General features: G+C 65.1%; 18 protein-coding genes. 13 read left to right on the forward strand and 5 right to left on the reverse strand.

Going from position 1 to position 23,531, the window contains the following annotated elements:
• Window positions 1-222 precede the first annotated feature (222 nt).
• Both AAFG16_RS00925 and AAFG16_RS00930 read right to left on the reverse strand, forming a co-directional pair.
• Window positions 223-2,793: an FtsX-like permease family protein gene (locus AAFG16_RS00925; RefSeq protein ID WP_342736581.1), complete on the reverse strand. Its 2,571-nt coding sequence runs from the start codon at window positions 2,791-2,793 to the stop codon at window positions 223-225.
• Window positions 2,790-3,512: an ABC transporter ATP-binding protein gene (locus AAFG16_RS00930; RefSeq protein WP_092217832.1), complete on the reverse strand. Its 723-nt coding sequence runs from the start codon at window positions 3,510-3,512 to the stop codon at window positions 2,790-2,792. The genes AAFG16_RS00925 and AAFG16_RS00930 overlap by 4 nt, the downstream gene beginning before the upstream one ends.
• Before the next feature lie 55 nt (window positions 3,513-3,567).
• On the opposite strand from AAFG16_RS00930, the gene AAFG16_RS00935 reads away from it, so the two are divergent.
• From AAFG16_RS00935 to AAFG16_RS00990, 12 genes are all read left to right on the forward strand, one after another.
• Window positions 3,568-4,203, forward strand: a complete 636-nt coding sequence (locus AAFG16_RS00935; RefSeq protein WP_283083136.1) for an arylesterase — start codon at window positions 3,568-3,570, stop codon at window positions 4,201-4,203.
• Between the two features lie 174 nt (window positions 4,204-4,377).
• Complete coding sequence (thpR, locus tag AAFG16_RS00940) at window positions 4,378-4,914, forward strand: RNA 2',3'-cyclic phosphodiesterase (protein WP_027561862.1); 537 nt, start codon at window positions 4,378-4,380, stop codon at window positions 4,912-4,914.
• A 122-nt stretch (window positions 4,915-5,036) separates the two neighbouring features.
• Window positions 5,037-6,221, forward strand: coding sequence for a cell division protein ZapE (gene zapE / locus AAFG16_RS00945; RefSeq protein WP_342736585.1), 1,185 nt, complete (start codon window positions 5,037-5,039; stop codon window positions 6,219-6,221).
• Window positions 6,222-6,465: 244 nt separating this feature from the next.
• Window positions 6,466-7,434 (forward strand): malate dehydrogenase, encoded by a 969-nt coding sequence (gene mdh, locus AAFG16_RS00950; protein WP_008145224.1) that lies wholly within the window; start codon window positions 6,466-6,468, stop codon window positions 7,432-7,434.
• Window positions 7,435-7,654: 220 nt separating this feature from the next.
• On the forward strand, window positions 7,655-8,851 hold the full coding sequence (gene sucC / locus AAFG16_RS00955) for an ADP-forming succinate--CoA ligase subunit beta (RefSeq protein WP_342736587.1): 1,197 nt from the start codon (window positions 7,655-7,657) through the stop codon (window positions 8,849-8,851).
• Between the two features lie 4 nt (window positions 8,852-8,855).
• The gene (locus AAFG16_RS00960) at window positions 8,856-9,335 is read left to right on the forward strand and encodes a DUF1579 family protein (RefSeq protein ID WP_283083139.1); all 480 of its coding nucleotides are present in this window, start codon (window positions 8,856-8,858) and stop codon (window positions 9,333-9,335) included.
• 36 nt (window positions 9,336-9,371) lie between these two features.
• Window positions 9,372-10,256, forward strand: coding sequence for a succinate--CoA ligase subunit alpha (gene sucD, locus AAFG16_RS00965; RefSeq protein ID WP_342736589.1), 885 nt, complete (start codon window positions 9,372-9,374; stop codon window positions 10,254-10,256).
• A gap of 137 nt (window positions 10,257-10,393) precedes the next feature.
• Window positions 10,394-13,363, forward strand: a complete 2,970-nt coding sequence (locus AAFG16_RS00970; RefSeq protein ID WP_283083141.1) for a 2-oxoglutarate dehydrogenase E1 component — start codon at window positions 10,394-10,396, stop codon at window positions 13,361-13,363.
• A 158-nt stretch (window positions 13,364-13,521) separates the two neighbouring features.
• Window positions 13,522-14,763 (forward strand): 2-oxoglutarate dehydrogenase complex dihydrolipoyllysine-residue succinyltransferase, encoded by a 1,242-nt coding sequence (odhB, locus tag AAFG16_RS00975; protein WP_283083142.1) that lies wholly within the window; start codon window positions 13,522-13,524, stop codon window positions 14,761-14,763.
• A 52-nt stretch (window positions 14,764-14,815) separates the two neighbouring features.
• Complete coding sequence (locus AAFG16_RS00980) at window positions 14,816-15,571, forward strand: SDR family oxidoreductase (protein WP_342736591.1); 756 nt, start codon at window positions 14,816-14,818, stop codon at window positions 15,569-15,571.
• Between the two features lie 57 nt (window positions 15,572-15,628).
• Window positions 15,629-17,029 (forward strand): dihydrolipoyl dehydrogenase, encoded by a 1,401-nt coding sequence (gene lpdA, locus AAFG16_RS00985; RefSeq protein ID WP_342736593.1) that lies wholly within the window; start codon window positions 15,629-15,631, stop codon window positions 17,027-17,029.
• A 33-nt stretch (window positions 17,030-17,062) separates the two neighbouring features.
• Window positions 17,063-17,593: a hypothetical protein gene (locus AAFG16_RS00990; protein WP_342736595.1), complete on the forward strand. Its 531-nt coding sequence runs from the start codon at window positions 17,063-17,065 to the stop codon at window positions 17,591-17,593.
• 218 nt (window positions 17,594-17,811) lie between these two features.
• Here AAFG16_RS00990 and AAFG16_RS00995 read toward each other — a convergent pair whose 3' ends face one another.
• Together AAFG16_RS00995 and AAFG16_RS01000 are read right to left on the reverse strand one after the other, a co-directional pair.
• Window positions 17,812-18,402 (reverse strand): DUF4337 domain-containing protein, encoded by a 591-nt coding sequence (locus tag AAFG16_RS00995; protein WP_283083146.1) that lies wholly within the window; start codon window positions 18,400-18,402, stop codon window positions 17,812-17,814.
• Window positions 18,403-18,527: 125 nt separating this feature from the next.
• A complete protein-coding gene (locus tag AAFG16_RS01000; protein WP_342736597.1) occupies window positions 18,528-19,493 on the reverse strand; it encodes a tyrosine recombinase XerC in 966 nt (321 codons plus the stop codon).
• A gap of 123 nt (window positions 19,494-19,616) precedes the next feature.
• On the opposite strand from AAFG16_RS01000, the gene AAFG16_RS01005 reads away from it, so the two are divergent.
• Window positions 19,617-21,827: a primosomal protein N' gene (locus AAFG16_RS01005; RefSeq protein ID WP_342736599.1), complete on the forward strand. Its 2,211-nt coding sequence runs from the start codon at window positions 19,617-19,619 to the stop codon at window positions 21,825-21,827.
• Window positions 21,828-22,444: 617 nt separating this feature from the next.
• On the opposite strand, the gene AAFG16_RS01010 is transcribed toward AAFG16_RS01005, so the two are convergent.
• Window positions 22,445-22,945: a septal ring lytic transglycosylase RlpA family protein gene (locus tag AAFG16_RS01010; protein ID WP_342736601.1), complete on the reverse strand. Its 501-nt coding sequence runs from the start codon at window positions 22,943-22,945 to the stop codon at window positions 22,445-22,447.
• Window positions 22,946-23,531: the final 586 nt, after the last annotated feature.

Below are 23,531 nucleotides of genomic sequence, written 5' to 3' on the forward strand. Positions count from 1 at the left end.
GCCGGTTCGTCAAGTTCTATCCGGATACCGAGGTCTGCCGACATTAAATTTGGCTAACAATCGGGGGCTCCGAACCCATTCGATATGTGGGAAACTAACACATTCGCTGCAACCGTCCACGCGCGGCTGAATGTCGCCCTCGGGCACAATCCTGGCGAGCGGACGTGGTTAATCGCAGGAATCGTGCGATTCCGCTACCGCACGGCCTCCCGCTACATTTTGTCACAAATTCCGCAACACCGTAGCCGGCTTTTTGTTCAACGCCAGCAGCGTGCCGGCAAGCCCCAGCCCCACGGTGACGACCAGTGCGGCCGCGACCACGCCGGCGGCGCTGCCGGCCTGCCAGACGAAGCTCAGGGTCATCAGCCGCGTCACGATCATCCAGGCGGCGATACTACCGGCGATCACGCCGAACACCGCGGTGGCGAGCCCGATCAGGAGGTATTCGAGGGCATAGGCGCCGAGCAGCCGCAGCCGGGTTGCGCCCAGCGTCTTCAGGATCACCGCATCATAGACCCGGTGGCGGTGGCCGGCGGCGAGCGCCCCGCCCAGCACCAGGATCGCCGAGATCAGGGTCACGGCGCTGGCGCCGCGGATCGCCAGCGCAAGGTTGGTCACGACCGAGCCGACCGTCTCCATCACCTCGCGCACGCGCACGCTCGTCACCATCGGATAGGCATCGGCAACCTGCTTGATGATCTTGCCGTCGCCGGCCGCATCGCCCCCGGTTTCGGTCAGCGTCGCGATGTGGGTGTGCGGCGCGCCCTTGAAGGCGTTCGGCGAGAACACCAGCACGAAATTGATGCCCATGCCCTGCCAGTCGATGGTGCGCAGATTGCCGATTTTGGCCGGAATGTCGCGGCCGAGCACGTTGACGACGATCTCGTCGCCGAGCTTGAGGTCGAGCCCGTCGGCGATCTTCTTCTCCATCGAGACCAGCAGCGGACCGGAATAGTCGGGGCTCCACCATTTGCCCTCGACCACCTTGGAGCCCTTCGGCAGCTCGGCGGTATAGGTCAGGCCGCGGTCGCTTTGCAGCACCCACTCCGAATCCGTGGTGGGCTTGAGGTCCTCGGCGCGGACCCCGCGCGCGGCGACGATGCGCCCGCGCAGCATCGGCACATCCTCGACCTTCGCGCCGGGCGCGATCTGCCGCAGATAATCGTCGAACTGCTCGGCCTGCGTGCTCGGGATGTCGATGAAGAAGAACGAGGGGGCACGATCAGGGAGCGCCGCCAGGAACTGCCGGCGCAGATTGCCGTCGATCTGGGTGATGGTGACGAGCACGGCCAGTCCGAGACCGAGCGACAGCACCACCGAGGGCGTCAGCGCGCCGGGCCGGTGGATGTTGGCGATCGCCAGCCGCAGCATCGGCAGCCGCGTCCGCGGCAGCCGCCGCGCAATTCCCATCAACAGCGCGGCGATGCCGCGCAGCAGGGCGAACACGACGACGGAGGATGCCACGAACACCGCGGCGATGCGCTTGTCGAACGAAAGCCCGATCACGACCGCGACGAGCAGCGCGATCACGACGCCCATGAACACGAGATAGCTCGCGCGTGGCCGGTGCCATTCGGAGCTGATGGTGTCGCGGAACAGCGCGGCCACCGGCACGTCGTGCACCCGCCCGAGCGGCCACAGGCCGAACGCGAGCGCGGTGAGCAGGCCGTAGACGAAGGACAGCGCGAGCTCGTCGGCATGCACGGCCGGCACTACCGGCAGCGGCAGCAATTTTCCGAACAGGCCGACGATCGCGAACGGCATGGCGGCGCCGAGCGCAAGGCCGATCACCGAGCCGATGGCGGCGAGCAGGAGCACCTGCGCGAGGTAAATGCCGAAGACGTCGCGGCCGGTGGCGCCGACCGCCTTGAAGGCCGCGATCACCTCGAGCTTGCGGTCGATATGGCTCTTCACGGCATTGGCGACGCCGACGCCGCCGACCAGCAGCGCGGCGAGGCCGACCAGCGTCAGGAACTGCGTGAAACGGTTGATGTTGCGCTCGAGCTGCGGCGAGGCGTTGGAGCGGCTGCGAATCTCCCAGCCGGCCTGCGGCGCCGCGTTGCGCGCATCGTTGATGAAGGCTTCGGTGGCGCGCTCGCTGTTGGCGCCATCGGGCAGCTTCACCCGGTAGACCCAGCGCACCAGGCTGCCGGGCTGGATCAGCCCGGTGGCGCGCAGGCCGGCCTCGCTGATCAAAAAGCGCGGACCGAAGCCGATGCCGCCGGCGAGCTTGTCGGGCTCGGCCTCGACGGTCGAGCGGATCTGGAAGGTGGCCGAGCCGATGGTGACGCGGTCGCCGGTCTTGAGGGACAGTCGCGCCAGCAGCGTCGGATCGGCCGCCGCGCCGAACGCGCCATCGCGCTCGGCGAGCAGATCCGACAGCGGCATCGGCGGGGACAGCGTCAGCTGTCCCAGCATCGGATAGGTGCCGTCCACCGCCTTCATCTCGACCAGCGCGAGCTTGCCCTCGGCGGAGCGCGCCATGCCGCGCAGGGTCGCGGCGGTCGAGACGGTGCCGCGCGAGCGCAGGAAGCTGACCTCTTCGGGCTTGGCCTCGCGCTGGAACAGCACGAAGGAGACGTCGCCGCCGAGCAGCGTGCGGCCCTCGCGGGCGAGGCCGTCGGAAAGGCTCGCCGAGACCGAGCCGACGCCGGCGATGGCCATCACGCCGAGCGCGATGCAGGCGATGAAGACGTAGAAGCCGCGCAGGCCGCCGCGCAATTCGCGCAATGCGTAACGCAGCGACAGCGCGACGGCGCTCGGCTTCGCGAACGGTTCGGCGACAGTGCTCATGCCGGCGCGGTCTGCGTGTCGATGCGGCCGGAGCGCAGGCGGATCACGCGATCGCAGCGATGCGCCAGCGAGGAATCGTGCGTGACCAGCACCAAGGTCATGCCGCGCTCGGCATGCTTGCTGAACAAGAGATCGACGATCTGCTTGCCGGTGGCTTCGTCGAGATTTCCGGTCGGCTCGTCGGCGACGAGGATGGCCGGATCAGGCGCCAGCGCGCGGGCGAGCGCGACGCGCTGCTGCTCGCCGCCGGACAGCTGCGTCGGATAATGATGCAGGCGGTCGCCGAGCCCGACCGATTGCAGCTCCTGCGCCGCGCGCTTGGCCGCATCGGGATTGCCGGCGAGCTCGAGCGGCACGGCGACGTTCTCCAGCGCCGTCATGGTCGGGATCAGATGGAAGGACTGGAATACGATGCCGACCTGTCGGCCGCGGAAGCGGGCCAGCGCGTCTTCGTCGAGGGCATTGAAAGGCGTGCCGTTCACCACCACCTCTCCGCTATCAGGACGCTCCAACCCCGCCATCACCATCAGCAGCGTGGATTTGCCCGAGCCTGACGGGCCGATCAGGCCGATCGTCTCGCTACGGCCGACCCGCAGGCTGATATCCTTGAGAATGTGAACGCGTGCCGCGCCCGTACCCAATGAGAGATTGACGTTGGAGATGGCGATGGTGTCCGACGAGGTGTCGGCAAGCGAAGAGGGATCGATGCGAGTGTCCATGGTCCGGTCATATGGCAAGTCCGCACGCGCGGTCGAGAGGCGTTGCGGATTCTTCATGCACATAGCCGTGTTGATGCTCGCTTTGATGACGATGGCGAACCCGGCCTGGGCGGACGCGACAAAGCCGGTCAAGCTTGTCGTTCTCGGCGATTCCTTAAGCGCCGGCCTCGGCCTCCCGGGCCAGGAGGCATTCCCTATAAAACTTCAAAAAGCCTTGCAAGCCAAGGGTATAACCGTCGACATGACCAATGCGGGGGTGTCCGGCGACACCTCCTCCGGCGGCCGCGACCGGCTCGACTGGTCGGTGCCCGACGGAACCGATGGCGTGATCGTCGAGCTCGGCGCCAACGACGCGCTGCGCGGCATCGATCCCGACTTGACGCGCAAAGCGCTGACCGACATCGTTGCGCGTCTGAAGGAGCGCAAGATCCCGGTGATGCTGTGCGGCATGCTGGCGCCGCCGAATTACGGCGCCGAATATGCTGCGCGCTTTAATTCGATTTATCCGGATCTGGCGAAAACATTCGACGTGCCGCTCTATCCGTTCTTCCTCGACGGCGTCGCGGCCGACGCCAAGCTCAACCAGGCCGACGGCATTCATCCGACAGCGGCCGGCGTCGACATCATCGTCGGCAGGATCATGCCCACCGTGGAGGCATTCGTTGGCACGATCCACGAGCAACGACGTTGAAAAACAGGCAGCGCTAACCCTAATTCCCAGGGTTTTTCCGGGGTGAGGCGCGGCATGCTTCGCAGAGTCACACAACTGCGATAGGAATCAGGGTACCGGTGATTCGTCGCCGGCTCTAATTTGGATATGGTCCTTGCCTCGAGGGTCGTACCCAAGCATCGGGAGTGCTGAACGATGCCGCGTTTGTTCACTGGTCTGGAAATTCCGGCCGAGATCGGCCAGTCGCTTTCCAATCTCAGGGGCGGCCTTCCCGGCGCCCGGTGGATCGATCCCGAAAATTATCACGTCACCTTGCGCTTCATCGGCGATATCGACGGCGCCTCCGCCAACGAGATCGCCTCGATGCTGTTTCGCGTCGACCGCAAGCCGTTCGAGGTGAAGGTGCAGGGACTGACCAGCTTCGGCGGCCGCAAGCCGCGCGCGGTGGTCGCCACCATCGCGCCGAGCAAGCCGCTGATGGAATTGCAGGCCGAGCTCGAACGCATGATGCAGCGGATCGGTCTCGACCCCGAGGGACGCAAGTTCATCCCGCACGTCACGCTGGCTCGTTTGCATGACGCCACCGACCGCGACGTCGCCGACTATCTCTCGATCCGTGGCTACTTCCCGAGCAAGGCCTTCATGGCCGAACGTTTTGTCTTGTTCTCGTCGCGCGCATCGACCGGCGGCGGTCCGTATGTCGTCGAGGACGCCTACGAGTTGTGTGAGTAGCGCCGACGCCGCGATGTACGAAATAGTGGGTCCGCACGCCGCTGCGTCCGGGACACGGAACGCATAGGCCCCGCACCAATTCACGGCTTGCAATTTCCGCCCATCTCTGGCGGTAAAGAGCCATGCTCTCCACCCCGAACTCCTCATTCCGCGAGGCCTACCAGGCCCAGATCGCATCCGGCGCGATCGAGCCCGATGCCGCGCAGGCCGAGGTCGCCGAGGCCTATGCGGCGCTCGACCTGCGGCTTGCGAACTACAAGCCGCAGCGCAAGCAGGGCCTGCTCAGCCGCCTGTTCAGCAGCGACAAGGACGATGCGCCGCGCGGGCTCTACATCCATGGCGAGGTCGGCCGCGGCAAGACCATGTTGATGGATCTGTTCTTTCAGCAATCGAGCGTCGAGTACAAGCGCCGCGCGCATTTCCACGAGTTCATGGCGGAAGCGCATGAGCGCATCTACGACTATCGCCAGGGCATCGCGCGCGGCGAGATCGCCGACGGCGACGTCATCGCGCTGACGGCGACGGCGATCTTCGAGGAGAGCTGGCTGCTCTGCTTCGACGAATTCCACGTCACCGACATTGCCGATGCGATGATCCTGGGGCGCCTGTTCGCCAAATTGTTCGAGCTCGGCACCGTTGTGGTTGCGACCTCCAACGTCGCGCCCGACGATCTCTACAAGGGCGGCCTGAACCGGTCGCTGTTCCTGCCCTTCATCAAGCAGATCACCGACCACATGGACGTCGCGCGGCTCGACGCCCGCACCGACTTCCGCCTGGAGAAGCTCCAGGGCGTGCCGATGTGGCTGACGCCGGCGGATGGCGATGCGGACGCCGCGCTCGACCGCGCCTGGTCCAGGATGACCGGCAACGCCAAATGCAAGTCGCGCGATATTTCGATCAAGGGCCGCACCCTGCACGTGCCGTGCTCGGCCCATGGCGTGGCGCGCTTCAGCTTCGCCGATCTCTGCGAGAAGCCGCTCGGCGCATCCGACTATCTCCGGCTCGCGCACGACTACCACACCATCCTGGTCGACCATATTCCAGTGATGGACTTCTCCCAGCGCAACGCCGCCAAGCGCTTCATCACGCTGATCGATACGCTCTATGACAATGCCGTGAAGCTGATGGCCTCGGCGGACGCCAACCCGATCTCGCTCTACCTCGGCACCGAGGGCAACGAGGCCATGGAGTTCAAGCGGACCGCCTCGCGCCTGATCGAGATGAGCTCGGAATCCTATCTGGCGCTGGCCCACGGCCGCAAGGATTCCACCGCCAGCGGCTCCACCAAGGGGCTGGTGGAGACTTAAGTCCTATTTGCCAGCGCTGTCATTCCGGGGCGCGCGAAGCGCGAGCCCGGAATCCATACTCCCGATGGTGGTTATGGATTCCGGGCCTGCGCCTGTCGGCGCATCCCGGAATGACGGCGTAGAGTTTGCTGGCCGGATTCTCAGCAAGCCCGACAAATGGGCATCCACCGACTTGAACGAGGGAGGCGAAAGGGATAACCACCCATCAGTTTTCCCTCCTTACGTGTCTAAAGGACAGGTTCACATGGCGCGCGACAAGATTGCTTTGATTGGCTCCGGTCAGATCGGCGGAACGCTGGCTCATCTCATCGGCCTGAAAGAACTGGGCGACGTGGTGATGTTCGACATCGCCGAAGGCGTGCCGCAGGGCAAGGCGCTCGACATCGCACAGTCCTCGCCGGTCGACGGTTTCGACGCGCATTACACCGGCGCCAATTCCTACGAAGCGCTCGACAACGCCAAGGTCTGCATCGTCACCGCCGGCGTGCCGCGCAAGCCCGGCATGAGCCGCGACGATCTCCTCTCCATCAACCTCAAGGTCATGGAGCAGGTCGGTGCCGGCATCAAGAAGTACGCCCCCGACGCGTTCGTCATCTGCATCACCAACCCGCTCGACGCGATGGTCTGGGCGCTGCAGAAGGCCTCGGGCCTGCCGCACAAGAAGGTCGTCGGCATGGCCGGCGTGCTCGACTCCGCGCGCTTCCGCTACTTCCTGGCCGACGAGTTCAACGTCTCGGTCGAGGACGTCACCGCCTTCGTGCTCGGCGGCCATGGCGACACCATGGTGCCGCTGGTGAAGTACTCCACCGTCGCCGGCATCCCGCTGCCCGACCTCGTCAAGATGGGCTGGACCTCGCAGGCGCGCCTCGACGAGATCGTCGACCGCACCCGCAACGGCGGCGCCGAGATCGTCAACCTGCTCAAGACCGGCTCGGCCTTCTACGCGCCGGCCGCGTCGGCGATCGCGATGGCCGAGAGCTATCTGCGTGACAAGAAGCGCGTGCTGCCCTCTGCCGCCTATCTCAATGGCGAATACGGCGTGAAGGACATGTATGTGGGCGTGCCCGTCGTGATCGGCTCCAAGGGCGTCGAGCGCGTCGTCGAGATCGAGCTCGCCGGCAAGGACCGCGAGGCCTTCGACAAGTCGGTCGGCGCGGTGCAGGGCCTGGTTGACGCCTGCAAGAAGATCGCACCCGATCTTCTCGGCCGCTAAGGCGCAAACAATCCCGCCGAAGACCGAAACCCGGTCTTCGGCGGTTTCACTTCCGGGGCCCGGCTGACCGGGCGGGCTTTCGGCAAGTTCAGCAATTCCGCAGTCCAGAGATCTCGAAGTCAAAGAATCCGGGTTGCAGTTCCTGTGGTATATGGTATGCCAGCCACAAGACTGAGGTGGGCCCATAGGGTCACCGCCCGCGGGTTCAGGGAGCGACCATATGAATATCCATGAATATCAGGCCAAAGCGCTGCTGGGTGAGTTCGGCGTACCGATCTCCAAGGGCGTCCCGGTTCTCAAGGCCGCCGACGCGGAGGCCGCCGCCAAGGCGCTGCCCGGTCCGGTCTATGTCGTGAAGAGCCAGATCCACGCCGGCGGCCGCGGCAAGGGCAAGTTCAAGGAAGCCTCAGCCGGCGACAAGGGCGGCGTCCGCATTGCCAAGTCGGCCGCCGAGGTTTCCGAGTTCGCCAAGCAGATGCTGGGCGCAACGCTGGTGACCGTGCAGACCGGCCCCGCCGGCAAGCAGGTCAACCGCCTCTACATCGAGGACGGCTCCGACATCGACAAGGAGTTCTATCTCTCGATCCTGGTCGACCGCGAGACCTCGCGCGTCTCCTTCGTCGTCTCGACCGAAGGCGGCGTCAACATCGAGGACGTCGCGCACAATACCCCTGAGAAGATCGTGACCTTCTCGGTCGATCCCGCGACCGGAATCATGGGCCATCACGGCCGCACGGTCGCGAATGCGCTGAAGCTCTCCGGTGATCTCGCCAAGCAGGCCGAAAAGCTCACCGCGCAGCTCTACGCCGCCTTCGTCGCCAAGGACATGTCGATGCTGGAGATCAACCCGCTGGTCGTGACCAAGCAGGGTCAGCTCCGCGTGCTCGACGCCAAGGTGTCGTTCGACGACAACGCGCTGTTCCGTCATCCCGAGGTGCTCGCGCTGCGCGACGAGACCGAGGAAGACGCCAAGGAAATCGAGGCGTCCAAGTACGACCTCAACTACGTCACGCTCGACGGCAACATCGGCTGCATGGTCAACGGCGCCGGTCTCGCCATGGCGACCATGGACATCATCAAGCTCTACGGCATGTCGCCGGCGAACTTCCTCGACGTCGGCGGCAGCGCCAGCAAGGAGAAGGTCGCGGCCGCGTTCAAGATCATCACCGCCGATCCCAACGTGAAGGGCATCCTGGTCAACATCTTCGGCGGCATCATGAAGTGCGACGTGATCGCCGAGGGCGTCACGGCTGCGGTTCGTGAGGTCGGCCTCAGCGTGCCGCTGGTGGTCCGCCTCGAAGGCACCAATGTCGAGCTCGGCAAGAAGATCATCCGTGAATCCGGCCTGAACGTGGTGCCGGCCGACAATCTCGACGACGCCGCGCAGAAGATCGTGAAGGCCGTCAAGGGAGGCTAAGGCCATGGCCCAGGACCATCTCGCCGCATCATCTCCGCTTGCAGAGCATGCGCGTCTCGCCGCGTTCGCCGGCGAATGGGATGGCGAAGAGACGGTCTTCCCGTCGCGCTGGACCAAAGGCGGACCGGCGACCTCGCGCACCGTCGCGCGCATGGATCTCAACGGGTTCTACCTGATCCAGGACTCGGTGCAGATGCGTGACGGCAAGCAGGTCTTCGCGACCCACGGCATCTTCACCTACGATCGTGACGACCGGACCTACAAACTGTTCTGGTACGACTCGCTCGGCTACACGCCGCCCTCGCCCGCTTCCGGCGGGTGGGTCGGCAAGACCCTGACGCTGGTGCGCGGCTCGCTGCGCGGCAATGCGCGCCACGTCTACGAGATCATCGACGACAATTCCTACTCGTTGAAGATCCAGTTCTCGCCGGACGCGGAAGGCTGGGCTGACGTCCTCACCGGCGTCTACCGCCGCATCCACTGACCCTCTCACTCTGTTAGTTTCGCGAAAGCAGACCTCATGTCCATCCTGATCGACAAGAACACCAAGGTCATCTGCCAGGGCTTCACCGGCAAGAACGGCACCTTCCATTCCGAGGCTGCGCTCGCCTATGGCACCAAGATGGTCGGCGGCACCTCGCCCGGCAAAGGCGGCTCGATCCATCTGAACCTGCCGGTGTTCGACACCGTGCGCGAGGCGCGTGAGAAGACCGGCGCCGATGCGTCGGTGATCTACGTGCCGCCGCCGGGCGCGGCGGATGCGATCTGCGAAGCCATCGACGCCGAGATCCCGCTCATCGTCTGCATCACCGAAGGCATTCCCGTCATCGACATGGTGCGCGTGAAGCGCTCGCTGGCCGGCTCCAAGTCGCGCCTGATCGGGCCGAACTGCCCGGGCGTCATGACCGCCGGCGAGTGCAAGATCGGCATCATGCCCGCCAACATCTTCAAGACCGGCTCGGTCGGCATCGTCTCCCGCTCCGGCACGCTGACTTATGAAGCCGTGTTCCAGACCTCCCAGGAAGGCCTCGGCCAGACCACCGCGGTCGGCATCGGCGGCGATCCGGTCAAGGGCACCGAGTTCATCGACGTGCTCGAAATGCTGCTGGCCGATCCCAAGACGGAATCGATCATCATGATCGGCGAGATCGGCGGTTCCGCCGAGGAGGACGCCGCCCAGTTCCTCAAGGACGAGGCCAAGCGCGGCCGCAAGAAGCCGATGGTCGGCTTCATCGCCGGCGTCACCGCACCTCCCGGCCGCCGCATGGGCCATGCCGGCGCGATCATCTCGGGCGGCAAGGGCGACGCCGGTTCCAAGACCGAAGCGATGCAATCGGCCGGAATTACCGTCTCTCCGTCGCCCGCACGCCTCGGTCACACGCTTGCCGAAAAGTTGAAAGGCTAATTCACTTCTTCGTGCTTTTCCGGGCGAAGTTTCGCAGCAAATAGGGTAAATGGTGCCAGTCGCGTCGGGCCTCTGCCGGGGAGCCCGACGCCAGCGCCGTTTGTTATGCGCGAACCGAAATCGCCAGGAACTCAAGTATGTCTCGCCAGGACGCGAACGCAGCCTTTGCCCTCTCTTCGTTTTTGCAGGGCACCAACGCCACCTACATCGACGAAATCTACGCCCGCTACGAGAAGGACCCGTCCTCGGTCGATGCCGAGTGGCAGGAGTTCTTCAAGAGCCTCAATGACCAGCCGGGCGACGTCCGCAAGAACGCGGAAGGCCCGTCCTGGGAGCGCGACAACTGGCCGCTGACCCCGAACGACGACCTGACCTCCGCCCTCGACGGCAACTGGGCTGAGGTCGAGAAGGCGGTCGGTGCCAAGATCGCCGCCAGGGCGCAGGCCAAGGCAGGTGACAAGGGCGCCGACATCTCCTCCGCCGACGTGCTTCAGGCGACGCGCGACTCCGTCCGCGCCCTGATGCTGATCCGCTCCTACCGCATGCGCGGCCACTTCCACGCCAAGCTCGATCCGCTCGGCATCGAAGCCCAGCGCAACCGCGAAGAACTCGATCCCCGCACTTACGGCTTCAGCGAAGCCGACTTCGACCGCAAGATCTTCCTCGACCATGTGCTCGGCCTCGAATTCGGCACGCTGCGCGAGATCACCGCGATCTGCGAGCGCACCTACTGCCAGACGCTCGGCGTCGAGTTCATGCATATCAGCAATGCCGCGCAGAAGGCCTGGATCCAGGAGCGGATCGAGGGACCCGATAAGGAGATCTCGTTCACTCCTGAAGGTCGTCGCGCCATCCTGACGAAGCTGGTCGAAGCCGAGGGTTTCGAAAAGTTCTGCGACACCAAGTTCACCGGCACCAAGCGCTTCGGACTCGATGGCGGTGAAGCGCTGATCCCCGCGCTCGAGCAGATCATCAAGCGCGGCGGCAATCTCGGCGTGAAGGAAATCGTGCTCGGCATGCCGCATCGCGGCCGCCTCAACGTGCTGACGCAGGTGTTGGGCAAGGCCCATCGCGCGCTGTTCCACGAGTTCAAGGGCGGCTCGGCCAATCCCGACGCGGTCGAAGGTTCGGGCGACGTCAAGTACCACCTCGGCGCCTCATCGGACCGCGAGTTCGACGGCAACCGCATCCATCTGTCGCTCACGGCCAACCCCTCGCATCTCGAGATCGTCGATCCCGTCGTGCTCGGCAAGGTCCGCGCCAAGCAGGACCAGCACGGCGATCCGCCGGATATGCGCATCTCCGTGATGCCGCTCCTGATGCACGGCGACGCCGCGTTCGCCGGCCAGGGTGTGGTCGCGGAGTGCTTTGGCCTCTCGGACCTGAAGGGCTACCGCACCGGTGGCTCCGTGCACTTTATCGTCAACAACCAGATCGGTTTCACCACCTATCCGCGTTACTCGCGCTCCTCGCCCTATCCGTCGGATGTGGCGAAGATGATCGACGCCCCGATCTTCCACGTGAACGGCGACGATCCGGAAGCCGTCGTGTTCGCCGCCAAGGTCGCCACCGAATTCCGGCAGAAGTTCCACAAGCCGGTCGTCATCGACATGTGGTGCTATCGCCGTTACGGCCACAACGAGGGCGACGAGCCCGCGTTCACCCAGCCGGTGATGTACAAGCGGATCGCGGCCCATCCCTCGACCCTCACTCTCTACTCCAAGCGCCTGATCGCCGAAGGCGTGGTCACCGAGGGCGAGGTCGACAAGCTGAAGGCCGACTGGCGCTCGCGGCTCGATGCCGAGTTCGAGGCCGGCACCTCCTACAAGCCGAACAAGGCCGATTGGCTCGACGGCAAGTGGTCCGGCTTCAAGATCGCCGACCAGGAAGAGGATGCGCGGCGCGGCGTCACCGGCGTCGACATCGCCACGCTGAAGGATATCGGCCGCAAGATCACCAAGGTGCCGGATGGCTTCCGCGTTCACCGCACCATCCAGCGTTTCCTCGATAACCGCTCGAAGGCGATCGACACCGGCGCCGGTATCGACTGGGCGACCGGCGAAGCGCTGGCGTTCTGCTCGCTGCTCAATGAAAACCATCACGTCCGCCTGTCCGGACAGGATTCGGAGCGCGGCACCTTCTCGCAGCGCCACTCGGTCCTGATCGACCAGGAAGACGAGAGCCGCTACACGCCGTTCAACCATCTCGGCCACGAGCAGGGCCATTACGAGGTCATCAACTCGCTGCTGTCGGAAGAGGCCGTGCTCGGCTTCGAATACGGCTACTCGCTCGCCGAGCCGAACACGCTGACCCTTTGGGAAGCCCAGTTCGGCGACTTCGCCAACGGCGCGCAGGTCGTGTTCGACCAGTTCATCTCCTCGGGCGAACGCAAATGGCTGCGCATGTCCGGCCTCGTCTGCCTCTTGCCGCACGGCTATGAGGGCCAGGGACCGGAGCACTCCTCGGCGCGCCTCGAGCGTTACTTGCAGATGTGCGCGGAAGACAACATGCAGGTGGTCTACCCGACCACGCCGGCGAACTATTTCCATGTGCTGCGCCGCCAGCTGCATCGCGAGATCCGCAAGCCGCTGATCCTGATGACGCCGAAGTCGCTGCTGCGCCACAAGCGGGCGGTGTCGCGTCTCGAAGAGCTGGCGAAGGGTACGACCTTCCACCGCATCCTCTATGATGACGCCCAGATGCAGCCGAACGAGGCGATCAAGCTCGTTCCGGACGAGAAGATCCGCCGCATCGTGCTGTGCTCCGGCAAGGTCTATTACGACCTCTACGAGGAGCGCGAGAAGCGCGGTATCGACGACATCTATCTGATGCGCGTCGAGCAGCTCTATCCGGTGCCGCTGAAGGCGCTGGTGGCCGAGCTGTCGCGTTTCAAGAAGGCCGAGATGGTGTGGTGCCAGGAAGAGCCCCGCAACATGGGTGCCTGGCACTTCATCGAGCCCTATCTGGAATGGGTGCTGAACCAGGTGAACGGTGTGAGCCGGCGTCCGCGTTATGTCGGCCGCGCCGCTTCCGCCGCGACCGCGACTGGTCTGATGTCCAAGCATCAGGCGCAGTTGAAGGCATTCCTGGACGAAGCACTGAGCTAGACAATTTGGACTGAGTCATGCCCCGCGAAAGCGGGGCATCCAGTACTCCGCGCCGTTTGTGATGATCACCAACGTCTCGGCGTACTGGATCGCCCGCTTTCGCGGGCGATGACATTTGAAATTCATGACCGCATTGGCGATCCCTTAAGGAAAAGACCATGACTGAAATTCGTGTGCCGACGCTCGGCGAATCCGTCACCGAGGCCACCATCGGCCGCTGGTTCAAGAAGGCCGGCGATCCCGTCGCTGTCGACGAGCCCTTGGTGGAGCTCGAGACCGACAAGGTCACCATCGAGGTCCCGGCGCCCTCCGCGGGCACGCTGAGCGAGATCATCGCCGCCGATGGCGCGACCGTTGCGGTCGGCGCGCTGCTCGGCCAGATCACCGACGGTGCCGGCGCTGCCAAGCCCGCCGCCGCACCTGCCAAGCCTGCTGCAGCTCCGGCTCCCGCCGCTGCTGCTCCCGCGCCTGCTCCGGCCGCGAAGGCGCCGCCGGCCGATGCGCCGCTCGCCCCGTCTGTGCGCAGGATTTCGGCCGAGAGCGGCATCGACGCTTCCACCGTTCCGGGCTCCGGCAAGGACGGCCGCGTCACCAAGGGCGACATGCTGGCTGCGATCGAGCGTGCGGCCTCCGCGCCGACGCCGGTCAACCAGCCCGCCGCCGCCGTTCAGGTGCGTGCGCCGTCGCCGGCCGATGACGCCGCCCGCGAAGAGCGCGTCAAGATGACCCGCCTGCGCCAGACCATCGCGCGCCGCCTCAAGGACGTGCAGAACACCGCGGCCATGCTCACGACCTTCAACGAGGTCGACATGACCAACGTCATGGCGCTGCGTGCCCACTACAAGGACGCGTTCGAGAAGAAGCATGGCGCCAAGCTCGGCTTCATGGGCTTCTTCACCAAGGCCGTCGTGCAGGCGCTGAAGGACATCCCGGCCGTCAACGCCGAGATCGACGGCACCGACCTGATCTACAAGAACTACTATCACATCGGCGTCGCCGTCGGCACCGACAAGGGCCTCGTCGTGCCCGTGGTGCGCGACTGCGACCACAAGTCGATCTCCGACATCGAGAAGGGCATCGCCGATTTCGGCCGCCGCGCCCGTGACGGCCAGCTCAAGATCGACGAGATGCAGGGTGGTACCTTCACCATCACCAATGGCGGCATCTACGGCTCGCTGATGTCGACCCCGATCCTGAACGCGCCGCAGTCCGGCATCTTGGGCATGCACAAGATCCAGGAGCGCCCGATGGTCGTCGGCGGCAAGATCGAGGTCCGCCCGATGATGTACCTGGCGCTGTCCTACGATCACCGCGTCATCGACGGCAAGGAAGCCGTCACCTTCCTGGTTCGCGTCAAGGAGAGCCTGGAAGATCCGGCGCGCCTGGTGCTCGATCTCTGATCCCTGATGCTCTGCGAGCGCCGTCGCCATTCGCGACGGCGCATGTCGAACCATGGAGGCGCGCGTGACGGATAAGGTCGTTGTCATCACCGGCGGCAGCCGCGGCATCGGGCGGGCAACCGCGCTTGCGGCGGCCGCGCGCGGCTTCCGCGTCGTATATGCCAGCAACAAGCAGGCCGCCGACGAGGTGGTCGCGCAAATCGAGGCTAGCAACGGCAAGGCCATCGCCGTGAAATGCGATGTCGCCGAGGAAAGCGACATCCTCGATTTGTTCAAGGAAGCCGACAAGTTCGGCACGCTCGGCGCGCTCGTCAACAATGGCGGCATCGTCGGTAAGAGCGGCGTGCGCGTCGACGAGATGTCGGCCGAGCGCATCCAGCGCGTCATGGCCGTCAACGTCACCGGCTCCATTCTCTGCGCGCGCGAGGCGGTGAAGCGGATGTCGACCAAGCACGGCGGCAAGGGTGGCGTCATCGTCAATCTGTCGTCCGTCGCTGCCAAGCTCGGCTCGCCGAACACTTACGTCGACTATGCGGCGTCCAAGGGTGCGATCGATTCCTTCACCATCGGCCTCGGCTATGAGGTCGCGAGCGAAGGCATCCGCGTCGCCGGCATCCGTCCCGGTCTGATCGACACCGAAATCCATGCCGCCGGCGGCGAGCCCGACCGCGCCCATCGTCTGGCCCATCTGGTGCCGATGAAGCGCGTCGGCACAGCAGACGAAATCGCCAACGCCATCGTCTGGCTGCTGTCGGACGAGGCGTCCTACGTTACCGCAGCAACTCTCGATGTGTCCGGCGGACGCTGACGCGCCGGCGGACGCTGACACATCCTCATCACGCTAAACCTTACGGGACTTTCTCTCATGGCTACCTACGATCTCGTCGTCATCGGCACCGGACCGGGCGGTTATGTCTGCGCGGTGCGCGCCAGCCAGCTCGGCATGAAAGTCGCCGTGGTCGAAAAGAACGCAACCCTCGGCGGCACCTGCCTCAATGTCGGCTGCATGCCGTCCAAGGCGCTGCTGCACGCCTCCGAAATGTTCGAGGAAGCCGGGCATTCCTTCGCCAAGATGGGCGTGTCCGTTTCCGCGCCGAAGCTCGAATTGCCCGCCATGATGAACTTCAAGCAGCAGGGCATCGACGGCAACGTCAAGGGCGTCGAGTTCCTGATGAAGAAGAACAAGGTCGACGTGCTCAAGGGCACCGGCAAGATCCTCGGCACCGGCAAGGTCGAAGTCTCCGCCGATGGCAAGTCGCAGGTCATCGAGACCAAGAACATCGTGATCGCCACCGGCTCGGACATCGCGCGCCTCAAGGGCATCGAGATCGACGAGAAGCGCATCGTCTCGTCGACCGGGGCGCTGTCGCTGGAGAAGGTGCCGGGCAGATTGCTGGTCATCGGCGCCGGCGTGATCGGGCTTGAGCTTGGCTCGGTGTGGCGCAGACTCGGATCCGAAGTCATGGTCGTCGAATTCCTCGATCGCATCCTGCCCGGCATGGACGGCGAGATCGCGAAGCAGTTCCAGCGCATCCTCGAAAAGCAGGGATTTGCGTTCAAGCTTGGTTCGAAGGTCACCGGCGTCGAAGCGAATGGCAAGGCACTGCTTGCGAAAATCGAACCGGCTGCGGGTGGCGCGGCCGAGACCATCGAGGCCGACGTCGTGCTCGTCTGCATCGGCCGCGTGCCGTACACGGATGGGCTCGGATTAAAGGAAGCCGGCGTTGCGCTCGACACTCGCGGCCGCGTGCAGATCGATCCGCATTTCGCCACCAGCCTGAAGGGCGTCTATGCCATCGGCGACGTCGTCGCAGGCCCGATGCTCGCGCACAAGGCCGAGGATGAAGGCGTTGCGGTTGCCGAGATCATCGCCGGCCAGGCCGGCCACGTGAATTACGACGTTATCCCAGGCGTCGTGTATACCACGCCGGAAGTGTCCTCCGTCGGCAAGACCGAGGAGGAGCTGAAGCAGGCGGGCGCGGCTTATACCGTCGGGAAGTTTCCCTTTACCGCCAACGGCCGCTCCAAGGTCAACCAGACCACCGACGGCTTTGTGAAGATTCTCGCAGATGCGAAGACCGATCGCGTGCTCGGCGTGCACATTATCGGCGTCGAGGCCGGCGAAATGATCCATGAGGCCTGCGTTCTCATGGAGTTCGGTGGCAGTGCGGAAGATCTCGCCCGCACCTGCCACGCGCATCCGACCCGCTCGGAGGCCGTCAAGGAAGCCGCGCTTGCAGTGGGCAAGCGGGCCATCCATATGTAGGCGAAGCCCAGCTCCGAATCGGGCGGGAAACACATGCTGCGCCGCTTACTTCAACCGCTCTGGGTCCTGCTGGCGATCATCTTCCTGATCGAAGCCTGGCTGTGGGACCATCTCGAGCCGATCGTCGCACGGGTTGTCGCAGCCATCCCGCTCGCACGGTTCAAGCAATGGCTGACGGAGCGCGTCGATGCGCTGCCGCCGGCCATGACGCTGATCGTGTTCGCGGTGCCGATCATCCCGCTGTTTCCGCTCAAGCTGATCGGCCTGTATCTGCTCACGCATCAATACTGGCTGACCGGCGTCTCCACGTTCCTGTTCGCAAAGCTGCTCGGCGTCGGCGTCACCGCGTTCGTGTTCGACGTCACGCGCGACAAGCTGCTGGAGATGCACTGGTTCGAGCGGCTCTACGATCTCGTCATGAAGCTGCGCGCCAAGGCGCACCTCTTGGTCGACCCGATCAAGCGCCGCATTCGCGAACTGATCGCCGGCAACGGCGAAGGCTGGTCCTCCCGCACGCTGCGCCTGATCCAGCGTTTCAGGAAGAGCGTGCACGAGGCGCGGTAGCTGCTCGCTGCAGAGGCTGCTCGCCGCAGGCTCTCACTGTCATCACCACACACTCAACTGTCATCGCCCGGCTTGACCGGGCGATCCAGTATTCCACCAGCAGTCGTGATTGAACCGAAGGGCCGCGGCGTACTGGATGCCCCGCCCCCGTGCGCAATTGCGCACTAGGCGGGGCATGACACCATTCGAGTGGCGGCGCGTGTACCGCCACACGCCCCTCAATGCAAATGCAGCAGGTGCGGCCACCACAGGCCGAGCGCGGTCATGATCAGGCCGGCGAGGGTCAAGATGCCGCCGACATAGGCGAGCGCGAGCATGCCGGTGATGATGGTGGCCGAGGCCAGCACGATGCCGATCTGGAAGGCGGCCGATGCCAGCTCGAAATGATGATACTTTGCGGTCGCCTCGTCGCGCTCGTGCTCGGCGTGCTTGGCCTTCTCGGCGAGCTGTTCGGTGCCTTCGCCGGTCTCCGGCTCGGAGCGGTAGCGCTGCGCGGTCTTGGTCCAGTCGTCGATCTGCTTCTGCACGAGCGCCTTCTGGGCGTCGTCGGTGGTGGCGCCGAGCGTGAGCTTGCCCTGCTCGGCCGCGGTCACGACCACGGTGCGGCGGATGCTCTTGGCCTGGAAGAACGCCCAGAGATTGGCGGCCTCGACGTTCTTGCTGATCGCTTCGGTCTGCGCACCCTTGCCGAGCGTCTCCGAGATCGCCAGAAACAGCGCCAGCACGGCGATCAGGAGCGCGATCTTCTTGTTCGACCCGGACGCGTGTTCGGCGTGCTCGGCATGCTCCATGCTTTCATGTGCGCTCATACAAATCCCCTCCTGTCGTGGCGCCCCACGATTGACCGAACCGCGGGCGCCGCGCAAGAGGCACGCACGCTGTGACAGCTTGATGTCAGGATCGAGCGGCTATTCAGCGCTGGTTCAGCAATGGCTCAGCGCCGCGGATGCGCGCTGGCATAGACTTCGAGAAGGCGCTCGGAATCGATGCCGGTATAGATTTGCGTGGTCGAGAGCGAGGAATGGCCGAGCAATTCCTGGATCGCGCGCAGATCGCCGCCGCGCGAGAGCAGGTGCGTGGCGAAGGAGTGGCGCAGCGCGTGCGGCGTCGCGCTGTCGGGCAGGCCGAGCGCGCCGCGCAGTCGCTCCATCGCGAGCTGGATGATGCGCGGGCTGAGCGGTCCGCCGCGTGCGCCGACGAAGATCGGTCCCTCGGCTGGCAACGGATACGGGCACATCGCCGCGTATTCCTGCACGAGCTCCAGCACGTTCTGCAGCACCGGCACCATGCGGGTCTTGTTGCCCTTGCCCGTGACGACCAGCACGTCGCCTTCGCCGGGCCGCGGCACCTCGCGGCGCTTCAACCCCAACGCTTCGGAGATGCGCAGGCCCGAACCATAGAGCAGCGCCATCACGGCGGCATCGCGCGCCAGGATCCAGGTCTCGCGCTCCTCGCCGGCACGCTCGTCGGCATCGGCAAGACGTTTTGCCGACGCCATCGGCAATGGCTTCGGCAGGCTCTTGGCCACCTTCGGCGCGCGGATCGCGGAGAGGGCGCCGACCTTGCCTTTGCCCTCGCGCTCGAGGAAGCGGCCGAACGAGCGCAGGCCCGCCAGCGCGCGCATCAAGCTGCGGCCGGCAATGTCGTCGGCGCGGCGCATCGCCATGAAGGCGCGGATGTCGGTGGCTTCAAGCGATGCGAAACGCGCCAGTGTCACGCGCTCGCCCCAATGATTGCAGAGGAAATCCAGGCACTGCCGCAGATCGCGGCCGTAGGCCTCCAGCGTCTTCGGCGACAGCCGCCGCTCGGCGCCGAGATGCGCCAGCCAGCGCGTCATCTCCTGCGCGATCGAGGGATCGGCGCTGGCGAGCTCGATCTGGGGGGCGGCCGCTTTGCTCATGCGCTCTGGACGTAATGATTCCGCACAGTATATCGCATCACATCCGTTTACTGTTCGCTAAGGCCGCCTCGCGGCGCTAGCCTGAAGGCCGCAAGGTTCCGATTCTCCCTCCAAAGACCTTTGATGGATCACACGTCGCGCAGCAACGCCGCCCCCACCAATGCGAGCCGCATGGTCGACGTGCTGGTGCCGGTCGCGCTCGACCAGACCTATTCCTACAAGGTGCCGCGTGGGATGGAGCTGAAGGCCGGCGATCTCGTTGGCGTGCCGCTCGGCCCGCGCGAGGTGCTGGCCGTGGTCTGGGGCGAGAACGCCAACCCCGATCCGCGCCTGCACAACCGCCTCAAGGAGGTCAGCGAGAAGCTCGACATCCCGCCCTTGAAGCCCGAGCTGCGCCAGGTGGTCGATTGGGTCGCCAATTACACGCTGAGCCCGCGCGGCATGGTGCTGCGCATGTGCCTGCGCATGGGCGAGAATCTCGGCCCCGAGCGCGTGCGCCCGGGCGTGCGCCTCGTCGGTGATCCCCCCAGGCGGCTGACGCCGGCACGCCAGCGCGTGATCGAGGTGTTGTCGGACCGGCTGCTGCACGGCAAATCCGAGGCCGCCAAGGAAGCCGGCGTCTCCGCCGGCGTGATCGACGGGCTCGTCGACGAAGGCACGCTGACGGTCGAGCCGATGCCGCCGCCTCCGCCGCCACCGGCACCCGATCCCGATTTCGGCCGTCCGGATTTCTCGCCGCTGCAGCGTGCCGGCGTCGATGCAATGCGCGCGCTCGCGGCCAACGGCACCTTTCACGTCGCGCTGCTCGACGGCGTCACCGGCTCGGGCAAGACCGAGGTCTATTTCGAAGCGGTCGCGGAAACGATCCGCCGCGGAAAACAGTCGCTGATCCTGATGCCGGAAATCGCGCTCACCGGCCAGTTCCTCGACCGCTTTGCGCAGCGCTTCGGTGTGCGCCCGATCGAGTGGCACTCCGAGCTGACGCCGCGCACCCGCGCGCGCAACTGGGCTGCGATCTCCGAAGGCACAGCGCCCGTCGTGGTCGGCGCGCGCTCGGCGCTGTTTCTGCCTTACGCCAATCTCGGTCTCATCGTCGTCGACGAAGAGCACGACCAGGCCTACAAGCAGGACGAGGGGGTGCATTATCACGCCCGCGACATGGCGGTGGTGCGTGGGCACATCGCAAAGATCCCGGTCGTGCTGGCCTCGGCGACGCCGTCGGTGGAATCCGAGGTCAATGCGCGCAAGAACCGCTATCAGCGCGTCGCGCTGCCGTCGCGCTTCGGCGGCCAGCACATGCCGCATATCGAGGCCATCGACCTGCGCCGCGAGCCGCCCGCGCGCGGCCGCTTCATCTCGCCGCGGCTCGCGGGCGAGATCAGGACCGCGATCGAGCGGCGCGAGCAGGCGCTCTTGTTCCTCAACCGCCGCGGCTATGCGCCGCTGACGCTGTGCCGTGCTTGCGGCCATCGCTTCGCCTGCACCATCTGCGATGCCTGGCTGGTCGATCACAGATTCCGCCAGCGCCTCGTCTGCCACCATTGCGGCTTCTCGATGCCGCGCCCGCATCTCTGTCCGAACTGCTCGGCGGAGGAATCGCTGGTCGCGGTCGGCCCCGGCGTCGAGCGCCTGCAGGAGGAGGCGGCCGCTCTGTTTCCGGACGCGCGCACCATGGTGCTGTCGAGCGATCTCATCACCTCGATCGAGACGATGCGCTCGGAGCTCGCCGAGATCGCGGAGGGCCGCGTCGACATCATCATCGGCACCCAGCTCGTCGCCAAGGGCCACAATTTCCCGCGGCTCAATCTCGTCGGCGTGGTCGATGCGGATCTCGGCCTCTCCAACGGCGATCCGCGCGCGGCGGAACGCACCTGGCAATTACTCAACCAGGTGATCGGCCGCGCCGGCCGCGAGCAGGGCCGCGGCGTCGGCTATCTCCAGACCCATCAGCCCGATCATCCCGTGATGAAGGCGCTGATCGCCTGCGACCGCGAGGCCTTTTACGACAGCGAGATCGACCTGCGCGAGAGGACGCTCTATCCGCCGTTCGGCCGGCTCGCGAGCCTGATCATCTCCGCCGGCGACCGCCCGAGCGCTGACGGTTTCGGCCGCAAACTGGTGGCGCTCGCCCCGCGCGACGAGCGCGTCGTGGTGCTCGGCCCGGCGGAAGCCCCGCTCGCCGTGATCAAGGGCCGTTACCGCTTCCGCATCCTGGTGAAGTCCGCGCGCGGCTTTGACCTCTCGGATTATCTGCGCAACTGGCTCGCGGTCTGCCCGAAGCCGACAGGCAATCTGAAGCTCGAAGTCGACGTCGATCCGCAGAGCTTTTTGTAGCGCTGGCGCCACAAGACACCCTGTGCTCCCTCCCCCCTTGCGGGGGAGGGCGGGGGAGAGGGGTGGCCCCGGAAACGGTGTCAGTGAGTGTGGCAAATTTTTTTAAGGCGATGGAGAGCGTCCCCGTGTGAACCCCTCTCCCTAACCCTCCCCCGCAAGGTAGTGCAATCGCATGTGAATTTCACGAGGATTGTCTGCGGGCTTGCTCCGCCTCTCCCGCTTGCGGGAGAGGCCGACGCGCTCGCAGAGCGCGGCGGGTGAGGGCTCTTTCCTCTTGGGGATTATCCCGTTGCGGAGGCACCCTCTCCCCAACCCTCTCCCGCAAGCGGGAGAGGGAGCCCAGTGCCGATGCCGCCGCATCGTGCAACTCATATGCGATTGCCCTGCCCCGCAAGGGGGGAGGGAACGCAGTGTGCCCTCCATCCACGTCATTACGAGGAGCCCTTGCGACGAAGCAATCCTGCGGAGCCTGTCATCGGGCCGCGCTACGCGCGGACCCGGTGGCCCGGAATGACAGGGAATAAAAAAGCCCGCGGTCCCCCAAGACCGCGGGCTTGTTTTACGCGCGCATCAAACTGATGAAATCTGCGCGGGCAATGTGAGGCGCCTTGAACGCCTTACGAGACGACTTCCGCGGTGACGCGGCCGACACCGGCGCCGGTGAGGCCGATGGCGCGGGCAGCGCCCGTGGAGAGGTCGAGCACGCGGCCGCGGATGAACGGGCCACGGTCATTGATGGTGACAACCACGCTCTGGCCACGGTGGGTGACGCGCAGCTTGGTGCCGAACGGCAGCGAGCGGTGTGCAGCAGTCAGGGCGTTCTGGTTGAAGCGCTGGCCCGAGGCGGTGCGGCTGCCGGATTCGTTGCCGTAATAGGAGGCCATGCCGGAGAAGCTGTGCCCCGTGCCCGATGACGGGGTCATCGACGCATTGGCGTTGCGCCAATCCGAGCCGGCGTTGGTGTCGGCCTGGGCGTCGTGGCGGTGATGATGATGACGGTGATGCCGGGATTTGGCGGAAGCTTCGGTGGCAGTTCCACCGACGATGAGAGTTGCGGCAACAAAGGCAATCGCCGTGCGCGGCCGGGTCACGGTGCCCAGCGTCTTCAAAGACAGCATTTATCAGTCCCTAAGCTAGTATTGCCACATATGTGGCAAGTGGAGCCCCCATCAGTTTGTGAGCGGGACGGCGTTTCGATTCCTAATGAGGCATGAATTGGGCAGCAAATCCATTATGTGTCGTCATGACATATCTTGTGACTGGCATCGATATTGCAGCCGGTATTCCGTAGTCTCGCGCTTTAATAATCTGTTAACCTCTATATTACTTGCGAATACTGTAAAGCGAAGTCGTTGTTCCCGATCTTTAGAATTCGATAAGTATTCGGCGGCTCACGCCGGCGCGCGAAATGTCACGCCTCAGCGATCCGTGTTCATGGCCGCTATGCGCTGAGGGCGGGAACGAAATGCCGAGATGCCGCCGTAACTGTCGCGGCAATTCCGTGGCACGGCAGGTTGTCTGGCAGGTTGCCTGACACCTCGTCATTTCGCGCGAGCGACTGCGACGAACTGGCGAACGAACCTCGTGCCTTTAATTTGGCGTCATGTTGCACGTGCGCGCCTGCTATGTTAGCAAAGCCGCGATTTTAACGGATCCGGCACCTCCCGTGTCGGCCGAAAATCGAAGTCCCGCTTGAATTCCAAG

This window comes from Bradyrhizobium sp. B117 (assembly GCF_038969555.1).
Lineage (GTDB): Bacteria > Pseudomonadota > Alphaproteobacteria > Rhizobiales > Xanthobacteraceae > Bradyrhizobium.

Excerpts from the sequence above, each read along its gene's own strand:
- AAFG16_RS00925 (WP_342736581.1), bottom strand. The coding sequence starts at position 2,793 with ATGAGCACTGTCGCCGAACCGTTCGCGAAGCCGAGCGCCGTCGCGCTG.
- AAFG16_RS00930 (WP_092217832.1), bottom strand. The coding sequence starts at position 3,512 with ATGGACACTCGCATCGATCCCTCTTCGCTTGCCGACACCTCGTCGGAC.
- AAFG16_RS00935 (WP_283083136.1), top strand. The coding sequence starts at position 3,568 with ATGCACATAGCCGTGTTGATGCTCGCTTTGATGACGATGGCGAACCCG.
- thpR (WP_027561862.1), top strand. The coding sequence starts at position 4,378 with ATGCCGCGTTTGTTCACTGGTCTGGAAATTCCGGCCGAGATCGGCCAG.
- zapE (WP_342736585.1), top strand. The coding sequence starts at position 5,037 with ATGCTCTCCACCCCGAACTCCTCATTCCGCGAGGCCTACCAGGCCCAG.
- mdh (WP_008145224.1), top strand. The coding sequence starts at position 6,466 with ATGGCGCGCGACAAGATTGCTTTGATTGGCTCCGGTCAGATCGGCGGA.
- sucC (WP_342736587.1), top strand. The coding sequence starts at position 7,655 with ATGAATATCCATGAATATCAGGCCAAAGCGCTGCTGGGTGAGTTCGGC.
- AAFG16_RS00960 (WP_283083139.1), top strand. The coding sequence starts at position 8,856 with ATGGCCCAGGACCATCTCGCCGCATCATCTCCGCTTGCAGAGCATGCG.
- sucD (WP_342736589.1), top strand. The coding sequence starts at position 9,372 with ATGTCCATCCTGATCGACAAGAACACCAAGGTCATCTGCCAGGGCTTC.
- AAFG16_RS00970 (WP_283083141.1), top strand. The coding sequence starts at position 10,394 with ATGTCTCGCCAGGACGCGAACGCAGCCTTTGCCCTCTCTTCGTTTTTG.
- odhB (WP_283083142.1), top strand. The coding sequence starts at position 13,522 with ATGACTGAAATTCGTGTGCCGACGCTCGGCGAATCCGTCACCGAGGCC.
- AAFG16_RS00980 (WP_342736591.1), top strand. The coding sequence starts at position 14,816 with ATGGAGGCGCGCGTGACGGATAAGGTCGTTGTCATCACCGGCGGCAGC.
- lpdA (WP_342736593.1), top strand. The coding sequence starts at position 15,629 with ATGGCTACCTACGATCTCGTCGTCATCGGCACCGGACCGGGCGGTTAT.
- AAFG16_RS00990 (WP_342736595.1), top strand. The coding sequence starts at position 17,063 with ATGCTGCGCCGCTTACTTCAACCGCTCTGGGTCCTGCTGGCGATCATC.
- AAFG16_RS00995 (WP_283083146.1), bottom strand. The coding sequence starts at position 18,402 with ATGAGCGCACATGAAAGCATGGAGCATGCCGAGCACGCCGAACACGCG.
- AAFG16_RS01000 (WP_342736597.1), bottom strand. The coding sequence starts at position 19,493 with ATGAGCAAAGCGGCCGCCCCCCAGATCGAGCTCGCCAGCGCCGATCCC.
- AAFG16_RS01005 (WP_342736599.1), top strand. The coding sequence starts at position 19,617 with ATGGATCACACGTCGCGCAGCAACGCCGCCCCCACCAATGCGAGCCGC.
- AAFG16_RS01010 (WP_342736601.1), bottom strand. The coding sequence starts at position 22,945 with ATGCTGTCTTTGAAGACGCTGGGCACCGTGACCCGGCCGCGCACGGCG.